Origin of the sequence: Kribbella flavida DSM 17836 (genome assembly GCF_000024345.1) — a bacterium.
Classification (GTDB): domain Bacteria; phylum Actinomycetota; class Actinomycetes; order Propionibacteriales; family Kribbellaceae; genus Kribbella; species Kribbella flavida.
Genome location: NC_013729.1, coordinates 4,032,133 through 4,055,902 on the forward strand (window position 1 = coordinate 4,032,133; position 23,770 = coordinate 4,055,902).

Genomic DNA, 23,770 nt, shown 5'->3' on the forward strand with positions numbered 1-23,770 from the left:
TGCGGTCACCGTAGACGACACCACCGACAGGCGGAACACCTAACGGAACATCACCGACCCGTACGCCGTGGAGTTGACGCCGCTCATCCCCGGGGCGAGCTGGACGACCTGGGGTCCACCGCACGAGGAACCGGTGGAGACGTACGCCGTGGTGTCGGTCCGGTTGGCGACGGTGTGCCAGCTGCTCGAGCTGCCGAACAGCCGGTAGCAGGTACCGTCGACCGGGTTCGTGATGACTTGCTGGTCGTAGCTGAACGTGCCCTGGGCCGCCGATGCCGCCGGAGCGGTGGTGAGCCCCAGCAGCGTCGCTCCCAGTGCCACGCCGACCGCTGCTGTCCTCGGATGCCTCATCTGCCGTCCTCCTGGTGGTGGCTGTTCGAGCGGCGACCGTAACCGGACGATCACGGCACGGCGGAGGACTTGCACCAGGGTCGAAACCATTGCCTACGTCGGCGCCGGTGGCGCTGGGAGCGCCTGCGACACTGTGCGCGTGGAAATCGCGATCGAGATCGTCGCCCTGGTCGCCGTGGTGGCCGCCGGCGCCGCGCTGGCCCGGCGGATCGGGGTGTCGGCTCCCTTGCTGCTGGTGGTGATCGGCGTCGCGGCGTCGTACCTGCCGTTCGTCCCGCGGGTGGAACTGTCGCACGAGGTGGTGCTGGTCGGCTTCCTGCCGCCGCTGCTGTACTCCGCGGCGATCAGGACCAGCCTGGTGGACTTCTCCCAGCACCGCCGGTCGATCGGCACCCTGTCCGTCGGCCTGATCGTGTTCACCGCGGCCGGCGTCGGCCTGGTCGCGTACTGGCTGCTCGGTGGACCCGCCGAGGCCGACGGCCAGGAGCGGCTGCCGCTGTGGGCCGCGTTCGCGCTCGGCGCGGTGGTCGCGCCGCCGGACGCCGTCGCCGCGACCGCGATCGCCCGCAAGGTCGGTCTGCCCCGCCGGATCGTGACGATCCTCGAGGGCGAGAGCCTGCTCAACGACGCGACCGCGCTGGTCTGCCTGCGGACCGCGATCGGCGCGGCCCTGATCACGCCGACGTTCCTGCACGTCAGCATGGACTTCCTCCGGGCCGCCGGCGGCGGCCTCCTGGTCGGCCTGGTGGTCGCGTTCGTGCTGGCCAAGATCCGCGCCCGGTTCACCGACCCGGTGCTCGACACCACGCTGAGCCTGACCGCGCCGTTCATCGCCTACGTCGCCGCGGAGAACCACTACGTGCACGCCTCGGGCGTGCTGGCCGTGGTCGTCACCGGCCTGCTGCTCGGGCACAAGGCGCCGGTGATCCAGTCCGCCGCCTCGCGGATCTCGGAGCGGACCAACTGGCGCACCTTCCAGTTCCTGCTCGAGAACACCGTCTTCCTGCTGATCGGCCTGCAGACCCGGTGGATCCTGGACGACCTGTCCCGCAGCCCGCTCTCGACCGGCACGATCGCGCTCGCCACCGTCGGCGTCTTCCTGACGGTCGTGCTGCTGCGGCCGATCTGGGTGTTCCCGGTCACCCTGCTGTCCCGCCGGACGCTGGGCAGGTCCCGTCCCGGTCCGGTGTCCTGGCAGGGGCTGACCGTACTGTCCTGGGCCGGCATGCGCGGCGTGGTGACACTGGCCGCGGTGTTCGTGCTGCCGCAGGACACGCCGCACCGCGAGGTGCTGGTCTTCATCGCGCTCGCCGTCACCGCCGGCACGCTGCTGCTCCAGGGGTCGACGCTGCCGTGGCTCGTCCGCCGGATGCAGCTGCCCGGGCCCGACCCGGCCGAGGACGCGCTGCAGGAGGCCGCCGTCCTCCAGGGCGCGCACCGCGCCGGCGAGGAGGAACTGGCCCGGCTCGTCACCGACAAGGACCCCGTCGAGGTGGTCGACCTGCTCCGGCAACGCGGCGAGGCCCGCGCGCTGGCCGCCTGGGAGCGACTCGGCCGGCCGGAAACGGAGTACGAAACCCCGAGCGAGGCCTATCGTCGACTCCGGATGGCGATGCTGAAGGCCGAGCGTTCGCACATCCTGAAGGTCCGCGACGAGGGCCTCGTCGCGGACGAGGTCCTGCAACGGGCCCAGATCGCACTCGACATCGAGGAGTCCATCTTGGATCGCTCAGCATCCGACGACGTCGGCGGACAGTCCGACGACCTGCGCGGACCGGCGCCGGCCGGCGGTCCGTGCCGGCACCTGGCCGACGCCCCGCTGGTGCGGACGCCGAACACGCCCGACGGGTGCGAGGAGTGCCTGGCCGACGGCAGCAGCTGGGTGCACCTGCGGATGTGCCTGGACTGCGGCCACGTCGGCTGCTGCGACTCCTCGCCGAACCGGCACGCCAGCAAGCACTTCGCCGGCAGCGAGCACCCGGTGATGCGCAGCTTCGAGCCCGGTGAGAACTGGCGCTGGTGCTTCGTGGACGAAACCCTCGGCTGATGGCCGACTGCCTTTTCTGCTCGATCGTCGCCGGCTCCACGCCGGCCTACCTCGTGCTGGACACGCCCGAGGTTGTCGGCTTCCTGGACATCCGGCCGGTGTTCAAGGGGCACACGCTGATCGTGCCCCGCGAGCACGTCGCGACGATGGTCGAGCTGCCCGACGAGCTCACCGTGCCGCTGTTCGGCACGGCCCGGTCGGTCGCGGCCGCCGTCCGGACGGCGTACGGGGCGCAGGGGTCGTTCGTGGCGGTGAACAACGTGGTCTCGCAGTCGGTGCCGCACCTGCACGTGCACGTGGTGCCGCGGACCAAGGGCGACGGGTTGCGCGGGTTCTTCTGGCCGCGGACCAAGTACGCCGACGACGCCGAAGCCGCGGAGTACGCCGGCAAGCTGCGGGACGTGCTGGCGGGCTAGAAGTTTTTTTTCGGGCGTGCTGTCCATCCCGGTCCCCGCCGTTCGTGGTACTGCTGTGCCCGGCGCCGAGCCCGGGCGACGAACGGAGGAGATGCACTGTGAAGTACCTGCTGCTGATCAACGCGGGCGCGACCACCGCTGAGGGTGGTGCGGAGGGCTGCACGCCGGCCGACTGGATGGAGTACGACAAGGCCGTCCGGGACGCCGGGATCCTGGTGTCCGGTGAGTCGCTGGCCGACCTGGTCACCGCGACCGTCGTCACCGTCGCTCCGGACGGCCGGCGGACGGTGACCGACGGGCCGTACGCGGAGACCCGCGAGGTGCTGGGCGGCTTCTACGTGATCGACGTGCCCGATCTCGACGTCGCCCTCGACTGGGCCGCCCGCTGCCCCGGCGCCCGGGGCGGCGGCAACATCGTCGTCCGTCCGGTCGCCGACTTCGGCTGATGCCGACCGGCACACCCCCGCCACGTCCACCCGTCGGCGGGGGTGCGGCCGGCGCCGCCGACGTGTCGACAGAGTCGGCGGGCATGGTCGAGCGGGTGTTCCGGGAGGAGCGGGGGCGGTTGCTGGCCGCGCTGGCCCGGCGCTTCGGCGACCTGGACCTGGCCGAGGAGGTGACCTCGGAGGCGATCGAGATCGCGCTGAACCGGTGGCCGGTGGACGGCGTGCCGCCGAAACCGGGCGCCTGGTTGATGACCACGGCCCGGCGCAAGGCGGTCGACCGGCTCCGGCGGGACAAGTCGTACGCCGCCCGGCTCGCCGTCCTGCAGGTGGAGGCGGACCGGGCCGGGCCCGCGCCGGCGGCCGACGCCGACGGTGAGCTGCCCGACGACCGGCTCCAGCTGTTCTTCACCTGCGCCCATCCCGCGCTGCCGGCCGAGGACCGGGTCGCGCTGACCTTGCGGTGCCTGGCCGGGCTGACCACGCCCGAGGTGGCGCGGGCGTTCCTGGTGCCGACCCCGACGATGGCCAAGCGGATCGTCCGGGCGAAGCAGAAGATCCGGGAGGCGCGGATCCCGTTCCGCGTGCCGGCCGCCGACGAGCTGGCCGAGCGGCTGCCGGGCGTCCTGCAGGTGACGTACTCGATCTTCACCGAGGGCTACGCCGCCAGCTCCGGTGCCGACCTGCAGCGCGTCGACCTGGCCGAGGAGGCCATTCGGCTGGCCCGCATCCTGCGCCGGCTGATGCCGTCGGACCGGGAGGTCGCCGGCCTGCTCGCGCTGATGCTGCTCATCCACGCCCGGCGCGACGCGCGGACCGGCCCCGGCGGCGAACTGGTGCTGCTCGACGAGCAGGACCGCGGCCGCTGGGACCGGACGATGATCGAGGAGGGCCGGTCCCTGGTGGTCGCCGCGGTCACCGGCGGCCCGGCCGGCCCGTACGGCGTGCAGGCGGCGATCGCCGCGCTGCACGACGAGGCCGCGACCGTGGAAACCACCGACTGGCCGCAGATCGTCGCCCTGTACGACGTACTGCTGGCGCTCACCCCGTCCCCGGTCGTCGCGCTGAACCGCGCCGCCGCGATCGCGATGCGCGACGGGCCGCAGGCCGGGCTCGACCTGATCGACGAGCTGGCCGGTGAACCACTGCTGCGCGGCTACCACCCGTACCTGGTCGCGCGGGCCGACCTGCTCGACCGGTTGGGCCGCCGCGCCGACGCCGCCGCGGCGTACCGGGAAGCGCTGGCGACCGCCGGTACGACCCCGGAACGCCGCCATCTCGAGCGCCGGCTCGCGGCGGTCGAGTCGGCCGGCAGCTGACCCGGAGAACAATTCCAGCGCGGCTGTCCATCCGGCTGCTTCCCGTTCGTGGTGATGGGGAAGCCACCCACGAAAGGAACCCATCATGGACGACCGCGCGATCCTTGCTCTCACCACCGCTGAGCGGCTCAGCCTCGCGGACCTCTTCGAGAGCCTCACCCCGGCGCAGTGGCGGGCCGACTCGCTGTGTGCCGGGTGGACCGTGCACGACGTCGCCGCCCACATGACGCTGTCGACGCGAACCACTTTCCGGATGGTCGTCAAGGAGGCGATCCGCGCCCGCGGCAGCTTCGACCGGATGGAGTTCACCCTGGCGACCGAGCGCGCCGCCCGCTACTCCCCCGCCGAGCTGGTCGCCCAGCTCCGCGAGACGGCCGCCTCACCGCACCGAACCCTCGGCGCCGGCATCGTCGACCCGCTGCTGGACGCGCTGGTCCACGGCCAGGACGTCGCCCGGCCGCTGGGCATCCCGCGGCCGATGCCGGCCGAGGCGGCGGTGATCGCGCTGGAGCACGTGATCGGCAGCAAGTTCTACGGCGCGCACAAGCGTCTGCGCGACACGCGGCTGATCGCGACCGACCACCCGTGGTCCGCGGGTTCCGGCTCCCGCGAGCTGCACGGTTCCCTCGCCGATCTGATGCTGACCGCGACCGGACGCCCGGCCGGGCTGGCGGGATTGTCCGGCTCGGCGGTGGAGCAGGTCGCTGCCGCCCTCTGAACCCTGCGGTCGGCGAGCCCGATGCCCGGGTCGTCGGTGAGGGACGCCGGGCGCAGCTTCCGCGGCGATCAACCACCGGTGTCCCTGCGGGCGGCGGGCATCGGTCATCGTCGCCGGAAGCGTTCAGTGCAGCGGGCGGTCCAACCGGGTGGACAGCTTCTCCAGGGCGCGGTCGACCGCGGCGCGCACGGCCTGGTCGGGGTCCTGGCGGAGCGGCTCGATCGCCTCGGCGTGCTCGTACTCCCCCGCCACCCCGACCGCCCGGACGGCGGCCGCCCGCACCCGGGGCAACTCGTGCTCGAGCATCGGCAGCAGCGCGTCGACCAGCTGGCCGAGCTCGCGGTGCGCGGTGATCCGGGCGACGTGCTCGCGGACCCGCCAGGCCGGATCGGATGCGGCGCCCCGCAGTACGTCGACCGCGTCGTCGCGCCAGGCGTAGAGCAGGGCGCGCGCGGCCCAGACCCGGACCCAGTAGAAGTTCACCGGATCGACCGGCGTCGACCAGCCGCCCGGATTTTCGCTGCCGGTGATCGCGACCAGCTTCGGCAGGTCCGCGCCGTACGCGTCCTCGCCGGAGATCTCGCCGCTCAGCAGGGCGAGGCACCAGTCGACCACCGTGTCCTCGCCGTACCGGGCGCAGGCGGCGCGGACGATCTCGCGCGGAGCTTCCCGATGACCGGCCACAGCTCAGTACAGCGCGTCGTTGCGACAGTTTTCGACGACCGGCAGAAACCGAACTGCCGGTTGGTCTGCCTGTCCGGTCCTGCCGCGAGCCGGTGTCCTGGTGTCACCGAGCGATCACGTTCGGTACCGCTCAAGGGGGAGGAACATCCGTGAGGTTCATCAATCGACGTGGCGTCGCCGCGGCCGCCACCGCGCTGCTTGCGCTGGCGGCCGCCGGCGCCACCTGGGGGCCGGCCGCCAGCGCCGCTCCCGTCCAGGCGTCCGCCACAACCGCCGACCGCCAGGCGGCCAAGCCGAAGGCCGCCGACGACGAGGTCGTCGTCGTGCACCGCAACGCGCTCGGCGAGGTCAACGGCATCACCCGCTACGAACCGGCCGGCTCGGCCGAGAAGCTCCGGGCCGAACTGCGCGCCCGCGGCGTCAGCGGGGTCCTGAACGCCGGGGAGGAGGTCGGCACCCGATCGGCCAACCTGCTCGCCTGCCCGACCTACGGCACCGCCGCCGCCTGGTGCAACCACGCATGGGCGTACAACCAGTACAACGACCCGCAGGTGTACTTCCTCGACCACACCCCGGCCGGCTACCCCGTCACCGACGCGGTCGCCGACTGGTACCAGTCGCCGGGCATCGACAGCTACTACCGCTGGTACACCCAGGGCTGCCCGGGCAACGGCACGCACTGCGTGCACGTGTACGCCGTGAACAGCGCAGACTCCTGGTACGGCCTGACCACCTGGGCGGCGAACGCGCCGTCCGGCCCGGCGTCCGTCCAGCTGAACACGCGGCTGCTGACCAACGCCACCCAGCGCGCCAAGACCACCTGCCACGAGCTCGGCCACGCGCTCGGACTCGACCACAACTCGTCCACCAACAGCTGCCTGAAGAGCGGCACGGTCGGCGCCGGCTGGTCCACCCACCCGTCGTCGCAGGACTTCCAGGTGCTCAACCTGCTCTACCCCAAGGCCGGCACGTGATCGGCTGAAACCATTTCGAACCCGTGCTGCCGGTGGATCTCCGCCGGCAGCACGGCCGCGTCTAGAGCGCCGCGCGCAAGATCACCACGACCGACGACAGCCCGGCCAGCAACAGGACGGCCTGCCGCAGCCGCGGGCCTTTGAGCCGCTTCTGCAGCGGCACCGCGAGTCCGAACCCGATCGCCAGCGCGGGGATCCAGGTCGCGCCGTACGCCAGCTGGTGCGAGGTCAGCCGCCCGCCCACCGCGAGCGCCAGCAGCGACACGATCGAGCCGATCAGGAAGAACGCCGCCAGCGTCGCCCGCAACCGCGACCCGTGCTCGTGCTGCAGCACGACGGCCGCCGGTGGACCACCGATCGACGCGGCCGTGCCGGACACTCCGGCCACCGCACCGGCCAGCACGAGATTGCGCCGGGAGGCACGCACCTCGAGCCGCCAAGCGGTCAGCGCCACGGCGGCCAGCACGACACCGCCGACGACCGCTCCGATCGCGCGAGCCGGCACCCAGCCGAGCACGAGTACGCCGAGAGGTGTCGTCACCACTCGCGCTCCGGTCAGCCAGCCCGCCTGGTCCCAGGCGATGTGCCGCCACTCGTGCGCGAGCGTCAGGGCCGGCATCACCATGCCGAGCACCAGCATGCCGCCGGGCATCAGGGACGGGTCCAGCAACGCGACCACCGGGGCCGCGACCAGCGACAACCCGAGGCCCAGCGTGCCCTGGACCAGTGCCGCCACGATCACCGCCAGCCCACCGAGCAGCAGGATGCCGAGGTCCACGAGCGCCCAGCCTCTCCTCGATGGTCGGAGCGAACGCGGCCCCGGTCCTGGACGCACCGACGCCGTACCGGGAACGTCCCGGTACGGCGTCGGTGGTGGTGTCAGTTCGCGATCAGCGAGCGCAGCACGTACTGCAGGATGCCGCCGTTGCGGTAGTAGTCCGCCTCGCCGGGGGTGTCGATCCGGACCACGGCGTCGAACTCCTTGACCGCGCCGTCGGTGCCGGTGACCGTGACGTGCACGGTGCGCGGGATCTCGCCGTCGTTCAGCGCGGTGACGCCGCTGATGTCGAAGGTCTCCTCGCCGGTCAGGCCGAGGGACTCCGCGTTCTCCCCCTCGGGGAACTGCAGCGGCAGCACGCCCATGCCGATCAGGTTCGACCGGTGGATCCGCTCGAACGACTCGGTGATGACCGCCTTCGCGCCGAGCAGCGCCGTGCCCTTGGCCGCCCAGTCCCGCGACGAGCCGGAGCCGTACTCCTTACCGGCCAGGATCACCAGCGGCGTACCGGCCTCGGCGTACGACTGGGCCGCCTCGTAGATGCTGGTGACGGGCGCGTCCGGCTGGGTGAAGTCGCGGGTGAAGCCGCCCTCGGTGCCCGGCGCGATCTGGTTGCGCAGCCGGATGTTGGCGAACGTGCCCCGGATCATCACCTCGTGGTTGCCGCGCCGCGAGCCGTAGGAGTTGAAGTCCTTGCGGTCCACACCGTGCTCGGCCAGGTACTTGCCGGCCGGGCTGTCGGCCTTGATCGAGCCGGCCGGCGAGATGTGGTCGGTGGTGACCGAGTCGCCGAGCTTGGCCAGCACCCGGGCGCCGGTGATGTCGGTGACCGGCGACGGGTCCTTGGCCATGCCGTCGAAGTACGGAGGCTTGCGCACGTACGTCGACTCCGCGTCCCAGGCGAACGTCTTGCCCTCGGGCGTCGGCAGCGACTTCCAGCGCTCGTCGCCGGCGAACACGTCGGCGTAGTCCTTGGTGAACATCTCCTTGCTGATCGAGGAGGCGATCACCCGCTCCACCTCGTCGGCGGCCGGCCAGATGTCGCGCAGGAACACGTCGTTGCCGTCCGTGTCCTTGCCCAGGGCATCGTTCTCGAAGTCGAAGTCCATCGTGCCGGCCAGCGCGTAGGCGATCACCAGCGGCGGCGAGGCGAGGTAGTTCATCTTGACGTCCGGGTTGATCCGGCCCTCGAAGTTGCGGTTGCCGGACAGCACCGACACGACCGCCAGGTCGGCCTCCTGCACACCGGCCGAGACCTCCTCGGGCAGCGGGCCGGAGTTGCCGATGCAGGTGGTGCAGCCGTAGCCGACCAGGTGGAAGCCTAGCTTCTCCAGGTACGGCGTGACGCCGGCCTTCTCGTAGTAGTCGGTGACGACCTTCGAGCCCGGCGCCAGCGACGTCTTCACCCACGGCTTGGTGGCCAGGCCCTTGTCGACCGCGTTCTTGGCCAGCAGCGCGGCGGCCAGCATCACCGACGGGTTCGACGTGTTGGTGCAGGAGGTGATCGAGGCGATCACGACGTGGCCGTGGTCGAGCTCGGTCTCCGCACCGTTCAGCGTGATCTTGGTGCGCTTGGACGGCCGGCCGTTCGCCGGGTGCGGCTCGTGCGGCTGCGCCTCCTCGGCGTGGTCGCGCCCGTTGGCCGGCGGGTCACTGGCCGGGAACGACTCGACCACGCTCTCGTCGGCGGCCGACGGGACCGCCTCCGGCGCGGTCTGCCCGACCTCGTCGGTCTCCGGCGCGTAGTCGAGCAGGGCGCCGCGGAAGGCCTGCTTCGCCTCGGTCAGCGCGATCCGGTCCTGCGGCCGCTTCGGGCCGGCGATCGACGGCACGACCGTGGACAGGTCCAGCTCGAGGTACTCCGAGAAGCGGGGCTCGACGTCGGCGTTGTGCCACAGGCCCTGCTCCTTGGCGTAGGCCTCGACCAGCGCGACCTCGTCGTCGGCGCGACCGGTCAGCCGCAGGTACTCCAGCGTGACGTCGTCGATCGGGAAGATCGCGCAGGTGGAGCCGAACTCCGGGCTCATGTTGCCGATCGTGGCGCGGTTGGCCAGCGGCACGGCCGCGACGCCGTCGCCGTAGAACTCGACGAACTTGCCGACCACACCGTGCCGGCGCAGCATCTGGGTGATCGTCAGCACGACGTCGGTCGCGGTCGCGCCGGCCGGCACCGAACCGGTCAGCTTGAAGCCGACCACCTTCGGGATCAGCATGCTCACCGGCTGACCGAGCATCGCGGCCTCGGCCTCGATCCCGCCGACGCCCCAGCCCAGGACGCCCAGGCCGTTGACCATCGTGGTGTGGGAGTCGGTGCCGACACAGGTGTCGGGGTAGGCCTGACCGTTGCGGACCATCACGGTCCGGGCCAGGTGCTCGATGTTCACCTGGTGCACGATGCCGGTGCCCGGCGGCACGACCTTGAACTCGTCGAACGCGGTCTGGCCCCAGCGCAGGAACTGGTACCGCTCGCGGTTGCGCTCGTACTCCAGCTCGACGTTGCGCTCGAAGGCGTCCTGGCGGCCGAAGACGTCGATGATGACGGAGTGGTCGATGACCAGCTCGGCCGGCGCCAGCGGGTTGATCTTGGTCGGGTCGCCGCCGAGCTCGGCGACCGCCTCACGCATGGTGGCCAGGTCGACGACGCACGGCACACCGGTGAAGTCCTGCATGATCACCCGCGCCGGGGTGAACTGGATCTCGGTGTCCGGCGCCGCGGCGGCGTCCCAGCTGCCGAGCTTGGTGATGTGGTCGGCGGTGATGTTCGCGCCGTCCTCGGTGCGCAGCAGGTTCTCCAGCAGCACCTTGAGGGAGTACGGCAGCGTGTCCGCTCCCTCGATGCCCGCCAACCTGAAGATCTCGTACGACTGTCCGTTGACCTCGAGTGCACCCTTGGCACCGAAGCTGTCGACGCTGGCCATCAACCTGCTCCTCTGTCCCGTCTGATCCGCTAGAGCCCATCCTGCCGAGCGCCCGGCCGGACCGACAGGTCAGGTTGCCCTAACCTTCCGCCCGCGGCCGGGCTCACAGGATCTCTCGACATCAAGATACACGACATCGAGTCACTGTCGTGGGCGATCAGCTGACCTGTGGAAGAACCTCCGCGGCGATGAGCTCGAGGTGGTCCAGGTCGGCCAGGTCCATGATCTGCAGGTAGAACCGCCCGGTGCCGGCCTCGGCGAACCGGCCGAGGTGATCGACCACCTGGTCCGGCGTACCGCCGACGCCGTGCTCGGCCAGCTGCTCCAGCGTCCAGCCGGCCGCCGCGGCGCGGCGTTCGACCTCGGCCTCGTCCTTGCCCACGACCACCCGCTGCGCGGCCGACAGGGCCAGCGTGCCCGGCTCGCGGCCGATCGCCTCGCAGGCGGCGTGCACCCGGTCGTACAGCACCTTCGTTTCGTCCACCGGCTTGAACCCGGCGTTGAACTCGGCCGCGTACTGCGCCGCGAGCGCCGGCGTCCGCTTCTTGCCCGCGCCGCCGACGATGATCGGCGGGTGTGGCTGCTGCACCGGCTTCGGCAGCGCCGGGGAGTCCTTCAACTGGTAGTGCGCGCCGGTGAAGTCGTACTTCTCCCCCACCGGCGTCTTCCACAGCCCGGTGATCAGCTCGAGCTGCTCGCTCAGCAGGTCGAACCGGCCGGGCGTGTCCGGGAAGTCCAGCCCGTACGCCGCGTGCTCGGCCTCGTACCAGCCGGCACCCAGCCCGAGCTCGGCGCGACCACCGCTCATCTGGTCGACCTGCGCGACGCTGATCGCGAGCACGCCCGGGTTCCGGAAGGTGGCGGAGCTGACCAGCGTGCCGAGCTTGATCCGCTGGGTCTCACGCGCCAGACCGGCCAGCGTGATCCAGGCATCGGTCGGACCGGGCAGGCCGTCGCCGTCCCCCATCACGAGGTAGTGGTCGGACCGGAAGAACGCGTCGAAGCCGCACTGCTCGGTCGTGCGCGCGACGGCGAGCAGATCGTCGTACGAGGCGCCTTGCTGGGGTTCGGTGAAGATCCTGAGCAACATGGTGACAACGCTATCCCGGCGCGGTCAGCGGGCGGACGTGTACAGCTGCTCCAGGTAGGACGGCTGCCAGTCGGGTCCGCGGCGGTAGAGCCTGCGCACAAGTCCCTCGACGTCGAGCTGGACCGGGATCGGGGCGTCCCACCACTCCGGGACCTGGTCGTACCAACGGTCGATCCGCAGGGTCCGGCCGGCCGCGTCGATCCGCGCGAACAGCCAGCCGCCCTGCTCGCTCTCCGCCTCGGTCAGCCACAGATCGCCCAGCAGCTCGCTCAACCGCTCGGCCGGATGCTCGGGGTCGTCCACCTCGGGCGGCTCCAGATCGAACCGGAACGACGGGTTGGCCGGGTCGAGCACTTGCACCTGGATGGTGAACCCCGACGGCACGACCTTCGTCCGCACGCGGCACCAGTCGCGGAGCGCCTTGACCGCTGCGGACTCTTGGGGGCGCGGGCGGGGGCGTTCCGGCTCGGCCCGCATGGCTTGCTCGACGGCCGGCGGAAGGCTCTCGACGAACTCGTGGCCGGTGAGATCGGGGATCGTCATTGCTGCTGCGTTGGCGGGGACATGCGGAGTGACGCCGTTCGCAGCGGGCGCATGCGGGGTGACGCCGTTCACGGCAAGGCCGGGCTGCACGGCGCCGTTGGCGGCGGTCCTGTTCGCCGCCGCACCGTTGGAGGCGGCCTGGACCGTCTCCGAGCCTGCCTCGTCGGCAACCGCACTCTCCGCGGCTTCCGCATGGGGCGCTACAGGCTGAGTGTCGACCTCAGCTTCACCTTCACCGTCTGCCGCACGCTCTGCCTCGGCAAGCCCCTCGACCGAACCTTCACCGTCAGCTGCCCTCGACCCGCCGTCGTCAACGGTCCCCTCGGCCTGCGCCTCATCCGACGGCCAGGATCCTTGCCCGAGCTGATCAGCCGTCCAGTCCGCGTCCCCCAACATCTCGTCGCGGAACACCTCGGCGCCGAACTCGAACTCGTCCCCCTCGCCCAGCCCGTCCGAAGGCTCCCCGCCGTACCGATCACTCAACGGCGGATAAACCCGCGGCCCGCCGGCATTCGTCGAACTGCCCTCGGTGCGTGCGTCGTACCCGGCGTCCTGCTCGTCCCCGGAAATCGCCGGAATCTCAGCCGTCGGCGCCTCATCAGCCAGTCCGTCGAACCCGTCGGCGAGCTCAACCACGTCGGGCTCCGCCTGGGCCCCATCGACCGGTTCCCGGTCCTCCCCGGAACCACCGGCCTCCACCTCGGTCGAACCGCCGTCGCTGAACTCCGGACTTTCGGCACCTTCCGACTGCTCATCAGCGACTAAGCGGGCTTGAGCCTCACGCGCAGCGCCGGCCTCGGACTCGGCCGCACGCTCGGCGCCGGCCTGGGGCTCAGGGTCGGCGCCGGACCTGGACTCGGCGTTGGACTCGAGGTTGGGTTCAGGCTTGGTGCCGACCTCCGGGCCAGCTTCCGACTCGGGCTCGGTGCTGTCCTCGCCTTCGGATGGGAACTGAGTCCCGGTGCCACCCTGCGCATCAGCCGAGAGCGCAAACTCGGACCCAGACTCGGAGTGACCCTCGAGCTCGACAGCTGGCTCGACCTGGGCGTCAGCCTCGTGTGCGGATCGGGACTCGGCCTGGGGGCCAGCCTGAACATCGAACTCGGACTCGGACTCGGAGCCAGCCTCGGCGTCGGCATTGCCGGTCGCGTGCTCGGATCGAAGCTGAGGCTCGGCGCCATTCTCAGCGTCGGGCTCCGCCTCGGACCTGGAGCCGGCTTGGGGATCGGCGTCGCCGGTCGCCTGCTCGGATCGAAGCTGAGGCTCGGTGCCGGCGTCAGCGTCGAGCTCGGACTCGCGACCAGCAGCTGACTCGGGCTCGGCACCGGCTTCACGTACCGTCCGGAGCTGGATCCCAGTGTCTGCGCCAGCATCAGGCTCGGACGCAGACTGAGATTCTGGCTCGGCGGCAGACTCGTCAGGGTGCGTACGCCGCGTCAGCGCATCCGACCCACCGAGTGCGACCTGGCCGGCCCGCTCGGCCTCATGCTGTTCGTCGCCGAAGGTCCCGTCGTTCTTGCTCCGCTCGACGGCAGCCGTGGCGTCCGGCGCGAATGCGCGCCGTTCCCCCGCCGAGGCAGACTCCTCGATCGGCTGCCCAGCGCCAGACAAAGCACCGTCGCGCGGCTCTCCATCTGCTGCCGACTCACCTTCGCTGAACTCGGCACCGGCTCGCCCGTCCGGCGCGGGATCGGCCCGGCCGTCCAGCGGGGACCCGCCTCGCCCGTCGAGCGGGGAATCACCTCGGCTGTCGGCCGGGGACTCGGTGCGGACGTTGCGGCCTCGGCGGCGTACGGGGCGCGGGGGGTGGGGGGTTAGGTGCGGGTTCGCGGCGAGGTACGCGGCGGCGTCCTCGATCCACTCGCCGTTGATCCACGCGCCGCCGATCCACTCGCGTTCCAGCGGGGACTGCCGGGGCTCAGCGGAGGCTTCTGCTGAGAATCCGTCTGCGTCCGAGGCGGTGCCTGCTGACGAGCCGTCGCGGCGCGTGGCCGATGGGGTGAGGTCTCGGTCGTCGAGTGCGGAGAGCGGGCGGGTGTCGTCGCGCGCTGACGCCGCGGACCTGTCGCCGACCGACGAGTTGTCGCCGCTGAGAGAGCCCTCGGCGGTCGGAGCTGATCCATAGTTGCCCGGAGACGTGGCGTCGGCGAGGGCCGATCGGGCGCGGGAGTCGTCGGCGGGCGGAGTGGTGCTTTCGCCGGGGAGCGGCGAGAGGACGCCGGTCCTTTCGTCGGGCGAGAGGGCGCCGGGCTCGTGGTGGCGTGAAGTCCGGCCGGTTCCGTCGACGGGCGTGAGCACGCCGGTGTTGTCGTCAGGTGAGATGAGGTCGGTGTCCTCGTCGGGATGGACTACCGCCGGCATCGAAGCGGCTGACCTCGCTTCGTGGTGTGCCGCAGCGGGCTGGTCGTACCGGGCGGCTCCGGGGGCATCCACAGCCCCGTCGTCAGATACAGACCCCGCTTGCCGATCCACATCTGCACCGGTCTCGCCGTACGGGGTCAGCGGCGAGATTGCATCGAGGTCGCCAGGCCGCGCAACCTGCGACGTCGCATCGGGTTCGTTCTCGGTTCGGTCGTACCGGGCGAACGGCGAACTGGCGTCGGGCGCGTCGTCGGTCGGCTCGTACTGCGCGGAGGCCTCAGCCGCGTTGGGCTTGTCGCCACCCTGCTCGTACTGCGCAGCCGTGTCGGGGTCGTCCTCGGATTGGCCGTACGGCGCGGGCGGGGTCGCGTCTCGGCGGGCGGAGGGGGACGTGGCGTCCAGTTCCTCGTCCAGCTGGTCGTGACGGTCGAGGGCGGAGGGGCCGCGGTGGGCCTGGTTCCCGGGCGACGGTGGGGTTGCGCCGGGTTGTTGGTACTGCGGGAACGGAGAGAATCCGTCGGGATCCGCGTCGGTGTTGTCGCGCTGGGCAAACGGCGACGTGCCGTCGTGCTGTGGGGACGGTGATCCGGAGTCCGTGCCGGACCGGGCAATCGAAGAGCCGTCGCTCGCGTCCTGGGGTGCCGGCGACGTCGAGTCCGCGGCGGGCGGGTCGTACGGCGTGAAGGGTTCCGTTGCGTCGGGGTCGATGAAAGGCGATGCGAGGTCGCTGTCGTGCTCCGGCGGGGCCGAGGTCGCGGCGGGCCGCCCACCGGGCTGGTTGAACTGGACGAACGGTGAGTTGTCCCCCGCGGTGGGCTGAGCGGAGGGCGGCGCCGTGCCGGAGTCCTCGTTCTGGTCCACCTCGTACTGAGCGAACGGGGAATCACCGGTCGCGTCCTGGGGCGACGTCGAGTCCGCCGCCGACGGGTCGTACGGCGTGAACGGTTCCGTCGCGTCGGGGTCGACGAAGGGCGGAGCGGTGTCGGAGGCCGGAGACGCCGGGGTTGCGCCGGGCTGGTTGAACTGGACGAACGGGGACCTGCCCAACGCGCTGGGCCGGGCGGAGTCCTCGTCGGCCTGGTCCACTTCGTATCGGACGGACTGGGAGGCGTCGGACGGCGAGGCCGGCCCGGAGTCCTCCGCGTCGGCTTCTGAGGAGATCGACCCGGCGTCCGAGGAGAACGATCCGGCGTCGGAGGGGAACGGCCCGGCGTACGCAGTGGCGTCCAGCGTGGGAATGACCCCGGTGTCGTCGTCGGGGGTCGCACTCAGGGGCGCCGCGGGAGCGGTGTCGGTGGGCAGCGGCTCGAGCACACCGGTCTCGTCCGACGGGTCGGCCGGGGCGTACGGGGTGACGTCGCCCGCGACGGCCTCGAGCTCGCTGGTGGCGTCGTTGTCGGGCCACGCGTCAGCCGGTGAGTCCGGCGCGGGCGGATCACCGTCGTGCGCGCGGCGCAGCGACGCGGGCGTGTCAGGTGTGTACGTCGCAGCGGCCGGAGCGTCGGCGAAGAGGCTCGCATAAAAGTCCTCACCCTCGCTGCCGGGCGCACCGACACGCGGCGGCTCGGAGGAGGGCAGGTCGTAGGGATCGACCTGCGCAGGCGTGGGTTCACCGGCGTAGGCGGCCAGAAGCGGGCCAGGGTCAGACTGCTGCGGAGGCTCGGGGTCGGGCGCGACCAGTCCCAGACCGGCCAGCGACGCGTTGTCCTCGTCGCGCTGTTTGCGCTTGCGGCCGAAGAGGCGGGGCTTCTTGCTGACGATGCCGTAGTTGTCGTCCTTGCGCGCCGGCGGCGGCTCCACCGGGGGCTGCGCGCCAGGGCGGAACGGCGAGTCGGCGGGCGCGTCGTACTGCGAGTCCGCCGGAGCCTCGTACTGCGGAGTGGGCGCGTACGGGATCGGCGGAGTGTCGTACTGCGGCTCCGCGGTGTACTGCGGGTCGGCCGGGAACGGTGAGTTGTTGCCGGGGGCGTCGTACCGGACATCCGGGTTGTACGGCGGGTCCGACCGGTCGTACTGCGGCGCCGGGTCCGGCTGGTCGGAGCCGATGACGACGTGCGCGTCGGAGCCGATGGGCTGACCGGTGAACGGGCTGACGCCGGGCGGGACGATGAAGAGTTCTTCCTCCTCAGGCTCCGCGGGCTCCGGCAGGGGCTCGGAGAAAGCAACCGAAGCGGCACCGCCCCCCTCGCCCTCACCACCGGTCAGGTCGAACGCTGCCGCAGCCGTCAACGCCGCCCGCAAGTCCGGCTGCTGCGCCGACCGAGGCCCGATCCCCAACCGCTCGAAGAAGTCCTGCAGCAGCTCGTACGACAGCGACGACGCGCCCGCCGCCCGGATGAGCCCGATGCCCACGGGCAACAGCTCGTCCAGACCGCCGAGGTAGTCGGCCCACTCGGCCGCCCACTCGACCAGCTCCCGGGCGGCCTCCTCGTCGGACGTGATCCAGCTCGCGATCGGCGCGAAGCCGTCGTCGACCGGCTGCCACGGATCTCCCTCGTACGACGCGCGCGCCCACGTGCCGTTGAAGCTGCCGTAGACGAAGCCCAGCTCCCCCGTCGCGATCCGGCGCTTGACCTCGGGCTGCCCGATCCAGTCCGGCGCGCCGGCGAGCAGGTCGGTGCCGGCCGTGCGGCTGTGCTGGGTGTGGAAGCCGAACAGCACCGAGCGGCCGCCGTCCAGCCGGACCAAACGCAGGTCCGACCCCGTCTCGTCCTGGTGGTAGAAGCCGCCGGCGTCGGCGTACCAGCGCCGGTCGAAGCCGGTGGCATGGGCGACGGCGGCGAGCGCGCTCCAGCGGGCGCGCAGCTCCTCCGGGTCATCCAGGTCGACGAGCGGCATCGGGTATCGGGTCTCCAGCAGACATCCTGGTAGGTGCAGCGTCAGGTACAGCCATTACCAGGCCAGAACCGTACCCGAGCGGCCCACGACTAACTAGTCACGGGTTCGAGCACGGCCACGCACTCTATGTGATGGGTCATGCCGAACAGGTCGAAGGCCCGCAGCGAACTCACCCCGTAGCCGAGCCCTGCGAAGGTCTTCAGGTCGCGGGCCAGCGCTGCCGGATCACACGCCACGTACGCCACCCGCCGCGGGGACAACCCCGCGATCCGCCGTACGACGTGCTGGCCGGCTCCGGTCCTCGGCGGGTCGAGCACAACCAGGTCGACGTGCTCCAGCCCTTGGGCGACCGCGCGGTTCAGGACCCGGTCGACGTCACCCTGCTCGAGGGTGACTCCGGTCAGGTCGTGCAGGTTGCGCCGCGCGTTCTTGACCGCATCCCGGTCGCCCTCGACGGCCAGTACGCCGCAGCCGGCCTCCGCCAGGAACGCCGCGAACAGCCCGACGCCGGAGTACAGGTCGAGCGCGGTCTCGCCCTCGCGCGGCTCCAGCCCGGACAGTACGGCGTCCACCAGCGTGGTCGCCGCGGCCGGGTGGACCTGCCAGAAGCCACCGGCCTCCACCCGGAAGCGCCTCCCCCGGACCACCTCGACGACCCGGCCGCCGGCCTTCTCGTCGGTCAGGACCGCGGTCTTGCCCTCGGACGACACCACCGCCTGCACCGAGGACGTGTCCGGCCAGCGCTGGTCGACCACCGCCGGGCTGTCCGGGTGCGCGATCAGGCACCGGTCGATCGGGATCAGGTCGTGCGAGCGGTGCGCGAACATGCCCGGGCGGCCGCCGACCACGGCGTACCGCATCCGGGTGCGCCAGCCGAGGCCGTCGTCACCGGGCGACTCCATCACCACGGTCCGCTCGATGCCGCCGATCCGGCGCAAGGTGTCGGACACGACCGTCGCCTTCAGCCGGCGCTGCTCGACGATGCTGACGTGCTGGAAGTCGCAGCCCCCGCAGCGGCCCGGCCCGGCGAACGGGCAGGGCGGCTCGACCCGGTGCGGCGACGGCGTCAGCACCTGGACGACGTCGGCGCGCAGGTACTTGGCGTTGCGCTCGGTCACCCGGGCGTGCACCAGCTCCCCGGGCAGTCCGTGCCGGACGAACACCACCTGGCCCTCGTACCGCGCGACACAGTGCCCGCCGTGCGCCACCGGGCCGATCTCCAGCTCCAGCACCGTCCCGACGATGTCCTCGTCCCTCACCGATCTCCTGACGTCTTGCGAGCGCCCCGGCGTACCTGCCCGGCCACTCGTTCCACCCGGTCCTGCCTTTCCTCGGCTGCCTCCGACGAGAGCAGCTGGTAAGGAACCGACGTCACCATCACACCAGGTGTGAACAAGAGGCGCCCCTTCAGCCGCAGCGCGGACTGGTTGTGCAGGAAGTGCTCCCACCAGTGCCCGACCACGTACTCCGGGATGTAGACCATCACCACGTCGCGCGGCGACTGCCGCCGGATGTCGCGCACGTACTGCAGGATCGGCCGGGTGATCTCCCGGTACGGCGAGGCCAGCCGCTTCAGCGGGACCGGGATGTCGTGCCGCTCCCAGTCGGCCTGCAGGTTCTCCGACTCCTCCCGGTCGACGTCGACCGTGACGGCCTCCAGCATGTACGGCCGGGCCGCCTTCGCGAACGCCAGCGCCCGCAGGGTCGGCTTGTGCAGCTTGGAGACCAGCACGATCGCGTGCACCCGGGACGGCAGCATCAGCTGCTCGTCGCCCTCGACCGCGGTCTGCCGGCCGACGGTCTCGTAGTGCTTGCGGATGCCCTTCATCAGCACGAACAGCACCGCCATCGCGATGATCGCGATGTAGGCGCCGCGGGTGAACTTGGTGACCAGCACGATCACCAGCACGGTGCCGGTCATCGTCAGGCCGATCGTGTTGATCACCCGCGACCGCATCATCTGGGCGCGTCGGGCCGGGTCGGTCTCGGTCTTGAGCAGCCGGGTCCAGTGCCGGACCATGCCGGTCTGGCTGATCGTGAACGAGACGAACACCCCGACGATGTACAGCTGGATCAGCCGGGTCACCTCGGCGTCGAAGGCGACGATCAGGAAGATCGCGAACGCGGCCAGGATCACGATGCCGTTGCTGAACGCCAGCCGGTCGCCGCGGGTGTGCAGCGGCGCGGCAGGTAACCGTCCTTGGCCAGGATCGAGCCGAGCACCGGGAAGCCGTTGAAGGCGGTGTTGGCGGCCAGCACCAGGATCACGCCGGTGGCCGCGGCGACCAGGTAGAAGCCGGGGCTGAAGTGGTCGAAGATGCCCTTGGCCAGCTGACCGATCACCGGGTCCTGGTGGTAGTCCGGGCCCAGCGGTACGCCGTTGCGCAGCAACTGGTGCGCCGGGTCCTCGGCGAAGCGCACCTTCATCACGTTGGCCAGCGTCACCACGCTGATCACCATCGTGATCGAAATGCAGCCGAGCAGCAGCAGCGTGGTCGCGGCGTTCTTGCTCTTCGGCTTCTTGAACGCCGGCACGCCGTTGCTGATCGCCTCCACGCCGGTCAGCGCCGCGCAGCCCGACGAGAACGCCCGCAGCACCAGGAACGCCATCGCCAGGCCGCCCGCGCCGGTGGCGAACTCGCCCTCCGGGGCGATGTCGAACGTCGAGGTCGCCGCGTCCGGCAGGTCACCGAACAGCATCCGGCCGAAGCCCCAGGCCGCCATCCCGAGAATCGTCACCATGAACACGTACGTCGGGATCGCGAACGCCGTACCGGACTCGCGCACGCCGCGCAGGTTCATCGTGGTCAGGAACAGCACGGCCACCACCGCGGCCGTCGCCTGGTGCCCTTCCAGCGCCGGGATCGCGGACGCGGCGTACTGGGCGGCCGAGGAGATCGACACCGCCACGGTCAGCACGTAGTCGACCAGCAGCGCGCTGGCCACGGTCAGCCCGGCGGTCGGCCCGAGGTTCACGTTCGCGACCTCGTAGTCGCCGCCGCCGGACGGGTAGGCGTGCACGTTCTGCCGGTACGACGCGACGACGACCAGCATCACCACCGCCACCACGATGGCGACCTTCCAGGAGAAGGTCATGGCGGTCAGTCCGGCCAGGGACAGGGTCAGGAAGATTTCGTCGGGGGCGTAGGCGACCGAGGACAGCGCGTCGCTGGCGAACACCGGCAGGGCGATCCGCTTGGGCAGCAACGTCTCGCCCAGCTGGGTACTGCGAAGTTTGCGGCCGATCAGCAGCCTTTTGCCGATGTCGCCGAGAGCGGGAGTCACACCGGTGATGTTAGAGGCAGCCCCGGTGCGGTGTAGCGTCTATCCCTGCCGAACCGATGTCAGCGGCCCCGACGGGGCAAGGAGTGATCACGGAGTGCACGTCGTCATCATGGGCTGCGGACGCGTCGGGTCGACGCTGGCCCGCACGCTGGAGAAACGCGGCCACACGGTCGCGATCATCGACCAGTCCGCCGACTCGTTCCGCCGCCTCAGCCCGAACTTCTCCGGCCGGACCGTCACCGGGATGGGCTTCGACCGGGAGATCCTGATCGAGGCCGGCATCGAGACCGCCGAGGCGTTCGCCGCGGTCTCCAACGGCGACAACTCGAACATCCTGGCCGCCCGGGTGGCCCGGGAGAACTTCGGCATCGAGAACGTGGTGGCCCGGATCTACGACCCGGGCCGCGCCGAGGTCTACCAGCGGCTCGGCATCCCGACCGTCGGCACGGTGAAGTGGACGGTCGACCAGATGATGCGGCGGCTGCTGCCGAGCGGGTCGGAGCCCGAGTGGCGTGACCCGTCGGGCACCATCCGGCTGGCCGAGGTGCACGTGGACTCCGGCTGGGTCGGCCGGGCCGCCTTCGACATCGAGAAGGCGACCGGAGCGCGGGTCGCGTTCCTGACCCGGCTCGGCGAGGGTCTGCTGCCGAAGGCGGACACCGTCATCCAGGAGGGTGACCTGGTGCACGTCGTCATGCTGGAACGCGAAGCCGCGGCGATCGAGGCCCAACTCGGCGCCAAGCCTGAGGAGCTGTGATGCGGGTAGCCATCGCCGGCGCCGGGAACGTCGGCCGGTCGATCGCCGGCGAACTGCTGGAGAACGGGCACGAGGTCCTGCTGATCGACAAGGACCCCCGCGCGATCAAGGCCGAGTCGGTGCCGCGGGCGGAGTGGCTGCTCGCCGACGCGTGCGAGCTGTCCTCGCTGGAGGAGGCGGCCCTGCAGCGGTGCCAGGTCGCGATCGCCAGCACCGGCGACGACAAGGTCAACCTGGTCGTCTCGCTGCTGGCCAAGACCGAGTTCGGCGTGCCGCGCACGGTGGCCCGCGTCAACCACCCGCGCAACGAGTGGATGTTCAACGAGGCCTGGGGCGTCGACGTGGCGGTGTCAACGCCGCGGATCATGTCCGCGCTGGTCGAGGAGGCCGTCTCGGTCGGCGACCTGGTCCGGCTGTTCACCTTCCGCCAGGGCGACGCCAACCTGGTCGAGCTGACGCTGCCGGAGGACTCCCCGATGATCGGCCTGCGGGTCGGCGACATCGACTGGCCGACCGACACCGCCCTGGTCACGATCATCCGCGAGGGCCGGGTGCTGCGGCCGGACCCGGACAGCACGCTCGAGCTGAACGACGAGCTGCTGTTCGTCGCGGCCGACGAGACCGAGGAGCAGCTCGAGGACATGCTGTCCCCGCACCACCGCAAGTAGCAGCACACCGAACCGCCCGTACGCCGAAGGTCCGGCGTACGGGCGGTTCGTCGTTGGCGGGGCGGGCTACTTCTTCTTGTTCTTGCCGCCGCCGAGCAGGTGGGTGACGTGGTCGCGTGCCTCGTCCCACTTGTCCGGCGGCAACGATCCCCGCAGCACCGCGTACGCGAGCCACAGGGCCAGCGCGTAGAACGGCAGACCGAGACCGACCTTGGCGATGCCGAGCGCGTTCAGGCTGCCGGTCAGGTAGAGCGGGGTCTGGACGATCAGGCGGATCGCGAACAGGCCGACGAACACCAGCGTCGCCCGGCTGAAGCCGCGCAGCATCGCCGGGTCGCGGCGCCAGGCCGTGCCGGTCTGGGTGATCAGGCCGTAGACCACGCCGAACAGCGGCCAGCGCAGCAGCACGGTCAGCAGGTAGAGCAGGCCGTAGCCCAGGTTGGTGAGCAGCCCCGGCAGGTAGACGTCCTCGGCGCGACCGCTGCGGTTCGCCACCCAGGCCGAGATCAGCACGCCGATGAAGCCGCCGAGCACGTTGCGCAGCGGCTGCTTGCGCACCAGCCGCAGCAGTGCGACCGCCGCACCGCAGGCGATCGCGACGATCAGCGCCAGCCGCAGGTCGTGGTCGCTGGCGGCGTAGACGATCAGGAACGCAATCCACGGCAGGCCGATGTCGAGCAGCGCGCCCCAGCCGCCGAGGGCGTGGAAGAAGTCCTTGTCGGTGGTCTGCGGCCGGCTCCCGGCCGGCTCGTCGCCCACCGTGTCGCCCGGAGCCGCACCGGTCACCGTGCCGGTCGGCACACCGGTCGCCGTGCCGGTCGGGGCCGTGCCGGTCGGCGCGCCAGTTGCTGCGGCTGACGCTGTGCCGGTCGCTTCGCTCGGAGCTGTGCCCGGCGCTTCGCTCGGAGCTGTGCCGGTCGCTGCACCCGGCGCTGTGCCGGGCAGCGTGCCGGCCCCTGGGCCCGCCCCCTGGGCGAGCCCGTCCTTCGGTCCCCCGTCCGAACCGGCCGTGGCCGGCTCGGACGGCTTGGCCCGGTCGGACTCCGCCGTCTGCTCCACGGCCTCGATCTCCGGCCGCAGGATCTCGACCAGCGTCTCCTCGAGGTTTTCCTCGACCCCGGAGTCGCGACCCGCGCGCGGCTCAGCCATGCGCGGCCGTCGGACGGAGCTCGTAGCGCGGGTTGAACATCACCCGGTCACCGTCCACGACCCCGATCCGCCCGGATGCGATCAGCTCCGAGCCGGGATGGATGCCGGCGATCTTGCGCCGGCCGAGCCAGATCAGCTTCACCGTGCCGGTGCCGTCGTACAACTCGCCCTCCAGGGCCGGGACCCCGCCGCGCGGGCTGAACGTGATCGTGCGCAGCGTCCCGAACAGCGTCACCATCTCCCGGTCCAGACAACCGGTGATCGACCGCGCGCCACAGTCGTGCGCGTAGTCCTGCAGTACCTCGGCGTCCTGCTGGTCCTGGTCACCGGCCAGGCCCCGGAAGGCACGTCGCCACAGACCCGCGGGCTTGTCGCTCCCCATGGGATCAGTGTAATCCGCCGGACGCGCCCGGCCGGTATCCGGACATCAG

The 23,770-nt window shown here is 71.3% G+C and carries 17 protein-coding genes and 1 pseudogene; 8 read left to right on the forward strand and 10 right to left on the reverse strand.

Annotated features, from left to right (window positions below):
* Positions 1 to 39 precede the first annotated feature (39 nt).
* Positions 40 to 351, reverse strand: coding sequence for a hypothetical protein (locus KFLA_RS18610; RefSeq protein WP_012921358.1), 312 nt, complete (start codon positions 349 to 351; stop codon positions 40 to 42).
* A gap of 139 nt (positions 352 to 490) precedes the next feature.
* Between KFLA_RS18610 and KFLA_RS18615 the strand changes: the two genes are divergently transcribed.
* The 5 genes from KFLA_RS18615 to KFLA_RS18635 all read left to right on the forward strand — a co-directional run bounded on the left by KFLA_RS18615 (position 491) and on the right by KFLA_RS18635 (position 5,294).
* On the forward strand, positions 491 to 2,398 hold the full coding sequence (locus KFLA_RS18615) for a Na+/H+ antiporter (RefSeq protein WP_041289382.1): 1,908 nt from the start codon (positions 491 to 493) through the stop codon (positions 2,396 to 2,398).
* Positions 2,398 to 2,814, forward strand: coding sequence for an HIT family protein (locus KFLA_RS18620; RefSeq protein ID WP_012921360.1), 417 nt, complete (start codon positions 2,398 to 2,400; stop codon positions 2,812 to 2,814). The genes KFLA_RS18615 and KFLA_RS18620 overlap by 1 nt, the downstream gene beginning before the upstream one ends.
* A 98-nt stretch (positions 2,815 to 2,912) precedes the next feature.
* Complete coding sequence (locus tag KFLA_RS18625) at positions 2,913 to 3,260, forward strand: YciI family protein (protein WP_012921361.1); 348 nt, start codon at positions 2,913 to 2,915, stop codon at positions 3,258 to 3,260.
* Between the two features lie 83 nt (positions 3,261 to 3,343).
* Positions 3,344 to 4,576 (forward strand): RNA polymerase sigma factor, encoded by a 1,233-nt coding sequence (locus KFLA_RS18630; RefSeq protein WP_012921362.1) that lies wholly within the window; start codon positions 3,344 to 3,346, stop codon positions 4,574 to 4,576.
* Positions 4,577 to 4,661: 85 nt separating this feature from the next.
* Positions 4,662 to 5,294, forward strand: coding sequence for a maleylpyruvate isomerase family mycothiol-dependent enzyme (locus KFLA_RS18635; protein ID WP_012921363.1), 633 nt, complete (start codon positions 4,662 to 4,664; stop codon positions 5,292 to 5,294).
* A gap of 123 nt (positions 5,295 to 5,417) precedes the next feature.
* On the opposite strand, the gene KFLA_RS18640 is transcribed toward KFLA_RS18635, so the two are convergent.
* On the reverse strand, positions 5,418 to 5,978 hold the full coding sequence (locus KFLA_RS18640) for a HEAT repeat domain-containing protein (RefSeq protein ID WP_012921364.1): 561 nt from the start codon (positions 5,976 to 5,978) through the stop codon (positions 5,418 to 5,420).
* 149 nt (positions 5,979 to 6,127) lie between these two features.
* Here KFLA_RS18640 and KFLA_RS35695 point away from each other — a divergent pair, with 149 nt between their 5' ends.
* Entirely contained in the window at positions 6,128 to 6,952 is an 825-nt protein-coding gene (locus tag KFLA_RS35695) for a zinc metalloprotease (RefSeq protein ID WP_012921365.1), read from the forward strand.
* Between the two features lie 61 nt (positions 6,953 to 7,013).
* On the opposite strand, the gene KFLA_RS18650 is transcribed toward KFLA_RS35695, so the two are convergent.
* The 6 genes and pseudogenes from KFLA_RS18650 to KFLA_RS18675 form a co-directional block, all read right to left on the reverse strand.
* Positions 7,014 to 7,730 (reverse strand): sulfite exporter TauE/SafE family protein, encoded by a 717-nt coding sequence (locus KFLA_RS18650; RefSeq protein ID WP_012921366.1) that lies wholly within the window; start codon positions 7,728 to 7,730, stop codon positions 7,014 to 7,016.
* Between the two features lie 101 nt (positions 7,731 to 7,831).
* A complete protein-coding gene (locus KFLA_RS18655) occupies positions 7,832 to 10,648 on the reverse strand; it encodes an aconitate hydratase (RefSeq protein ID WP_012921367.1) in 2,817 nt (938 codons plus the stop codon).
* Between the two features lie 157 nt (positions 10,649 to 10,805).
* A complete protein-coding gene (locus KFLA_RS18660) occupies positions 10,806 to 11,738 on the reverse strand; it encodes an LLM class F420-dependent oxidoreductase (RefSeq protein WP_012921368.1) in 933 nt (310 codons plus the stop codon).
* Between the two features lie 24 nt (positions 11,739 to 11,762).
* The gene (locus KFLA_RS18665) at positions 11,763 to 17,480 is read right to left on the reverse strand and encodes a hypothetical protein (RefSeq protein ID WP_012921369.1); all 5,718 of its coding nucleotides are present in this window, start codon (positions 17,478 to 17,480) and stop codon (positions 11,763 to 11,765) included.
* A gap of 89 nt (positions 17,481 to 17,569) precedes the next feature.
* Complete coding sequence (locus KFLA_RS18670) at positions 17,570 to 18,739, reverse strand: class I SAM-dependent RNA methyltransferase (protein WP_012921370.1); 1,170 nt, start codon at positions 18,737 to 18,739, stop codon at positions 17,570 to 17,572.
* Positions 18,736 to 20,765: pseudogene (locus KFLA_RS18675) on the reverse strand (APC family permease). The gene KFLA_RS18670 and the pseudogene KFLA_RS18675 overlap by 4 nt, the downstream one beginning before the upstream one ends.
* 94 nt (positions 20,766 to 20,859) lie before the next feature.
* Between KFLA_RS18675 and KFLA_RS18680 the strand changes: the two are divergent.
* On the forward strand, positions 20,860 to 21,522 hold the full coding sequence (locus KFLA_RS18680; RefSeq protein ID WP_012921371.1) for a potassium channel family protein: 663 nt from the start codon (positions 20,860 to 20,862) through the stop codon (positions 21,520 to 21,522).
* On the forward strand, positions 21,522 to 22,190 hold the full coding sequence (locus KFLA_RS18685; protein WP_012921372.1) for a potassium channel family protein: 669 nt from the start codon (positions 21,522 to 21,524) through the stop codon (positions 22,188 to 22,190). The genes KFLA_RS18680 and KFLA_RS18685 overlap by 1 nt, the downstream gene beginning before the upstream one ends.
* A gap of 66 nt (positions 22,191 to 22,256) precedes the next feature.
* Here the strand turns inward: KFLA_RS18685 and KFLA_RS35700 are convergent, their stop codons facing one another.
* Both KFLA_RS35700 and KFLA_RS18695 read right to left on the reverse strand, forming a co-directional pair.
* Positions 22,257 to 23,339 carry a DUF3159 domain-containing protein gene (locus KFLA_RS35700; RefSeq protein WP_012921373.1) on the reverse strand — a complete coding sequence of 361 codons (1,083 nt, stop codon included), beginning with the start codon at positions 23,337 to 23,339 and terminating at the stop codon, positions 22,257 to 22,259.
* Complete coding sequence (locus tag KFLA_RS18695; protein WP_012921374.1) at positions 23,332 to 23,721, reverse strand: OB-fold nucleic acid binding domain-containing protein; 390 nt, start codon at positions 23,719 to 23,721, stop codon at positions 23,332 to 23,334. Before KFLA_RS18695 ends, KFLA_RS35700 begins: the two co-directional genes overlap by 8 nt.
* Positions 23,722 to 23,770: the final 49 nt, after the last annotated feature.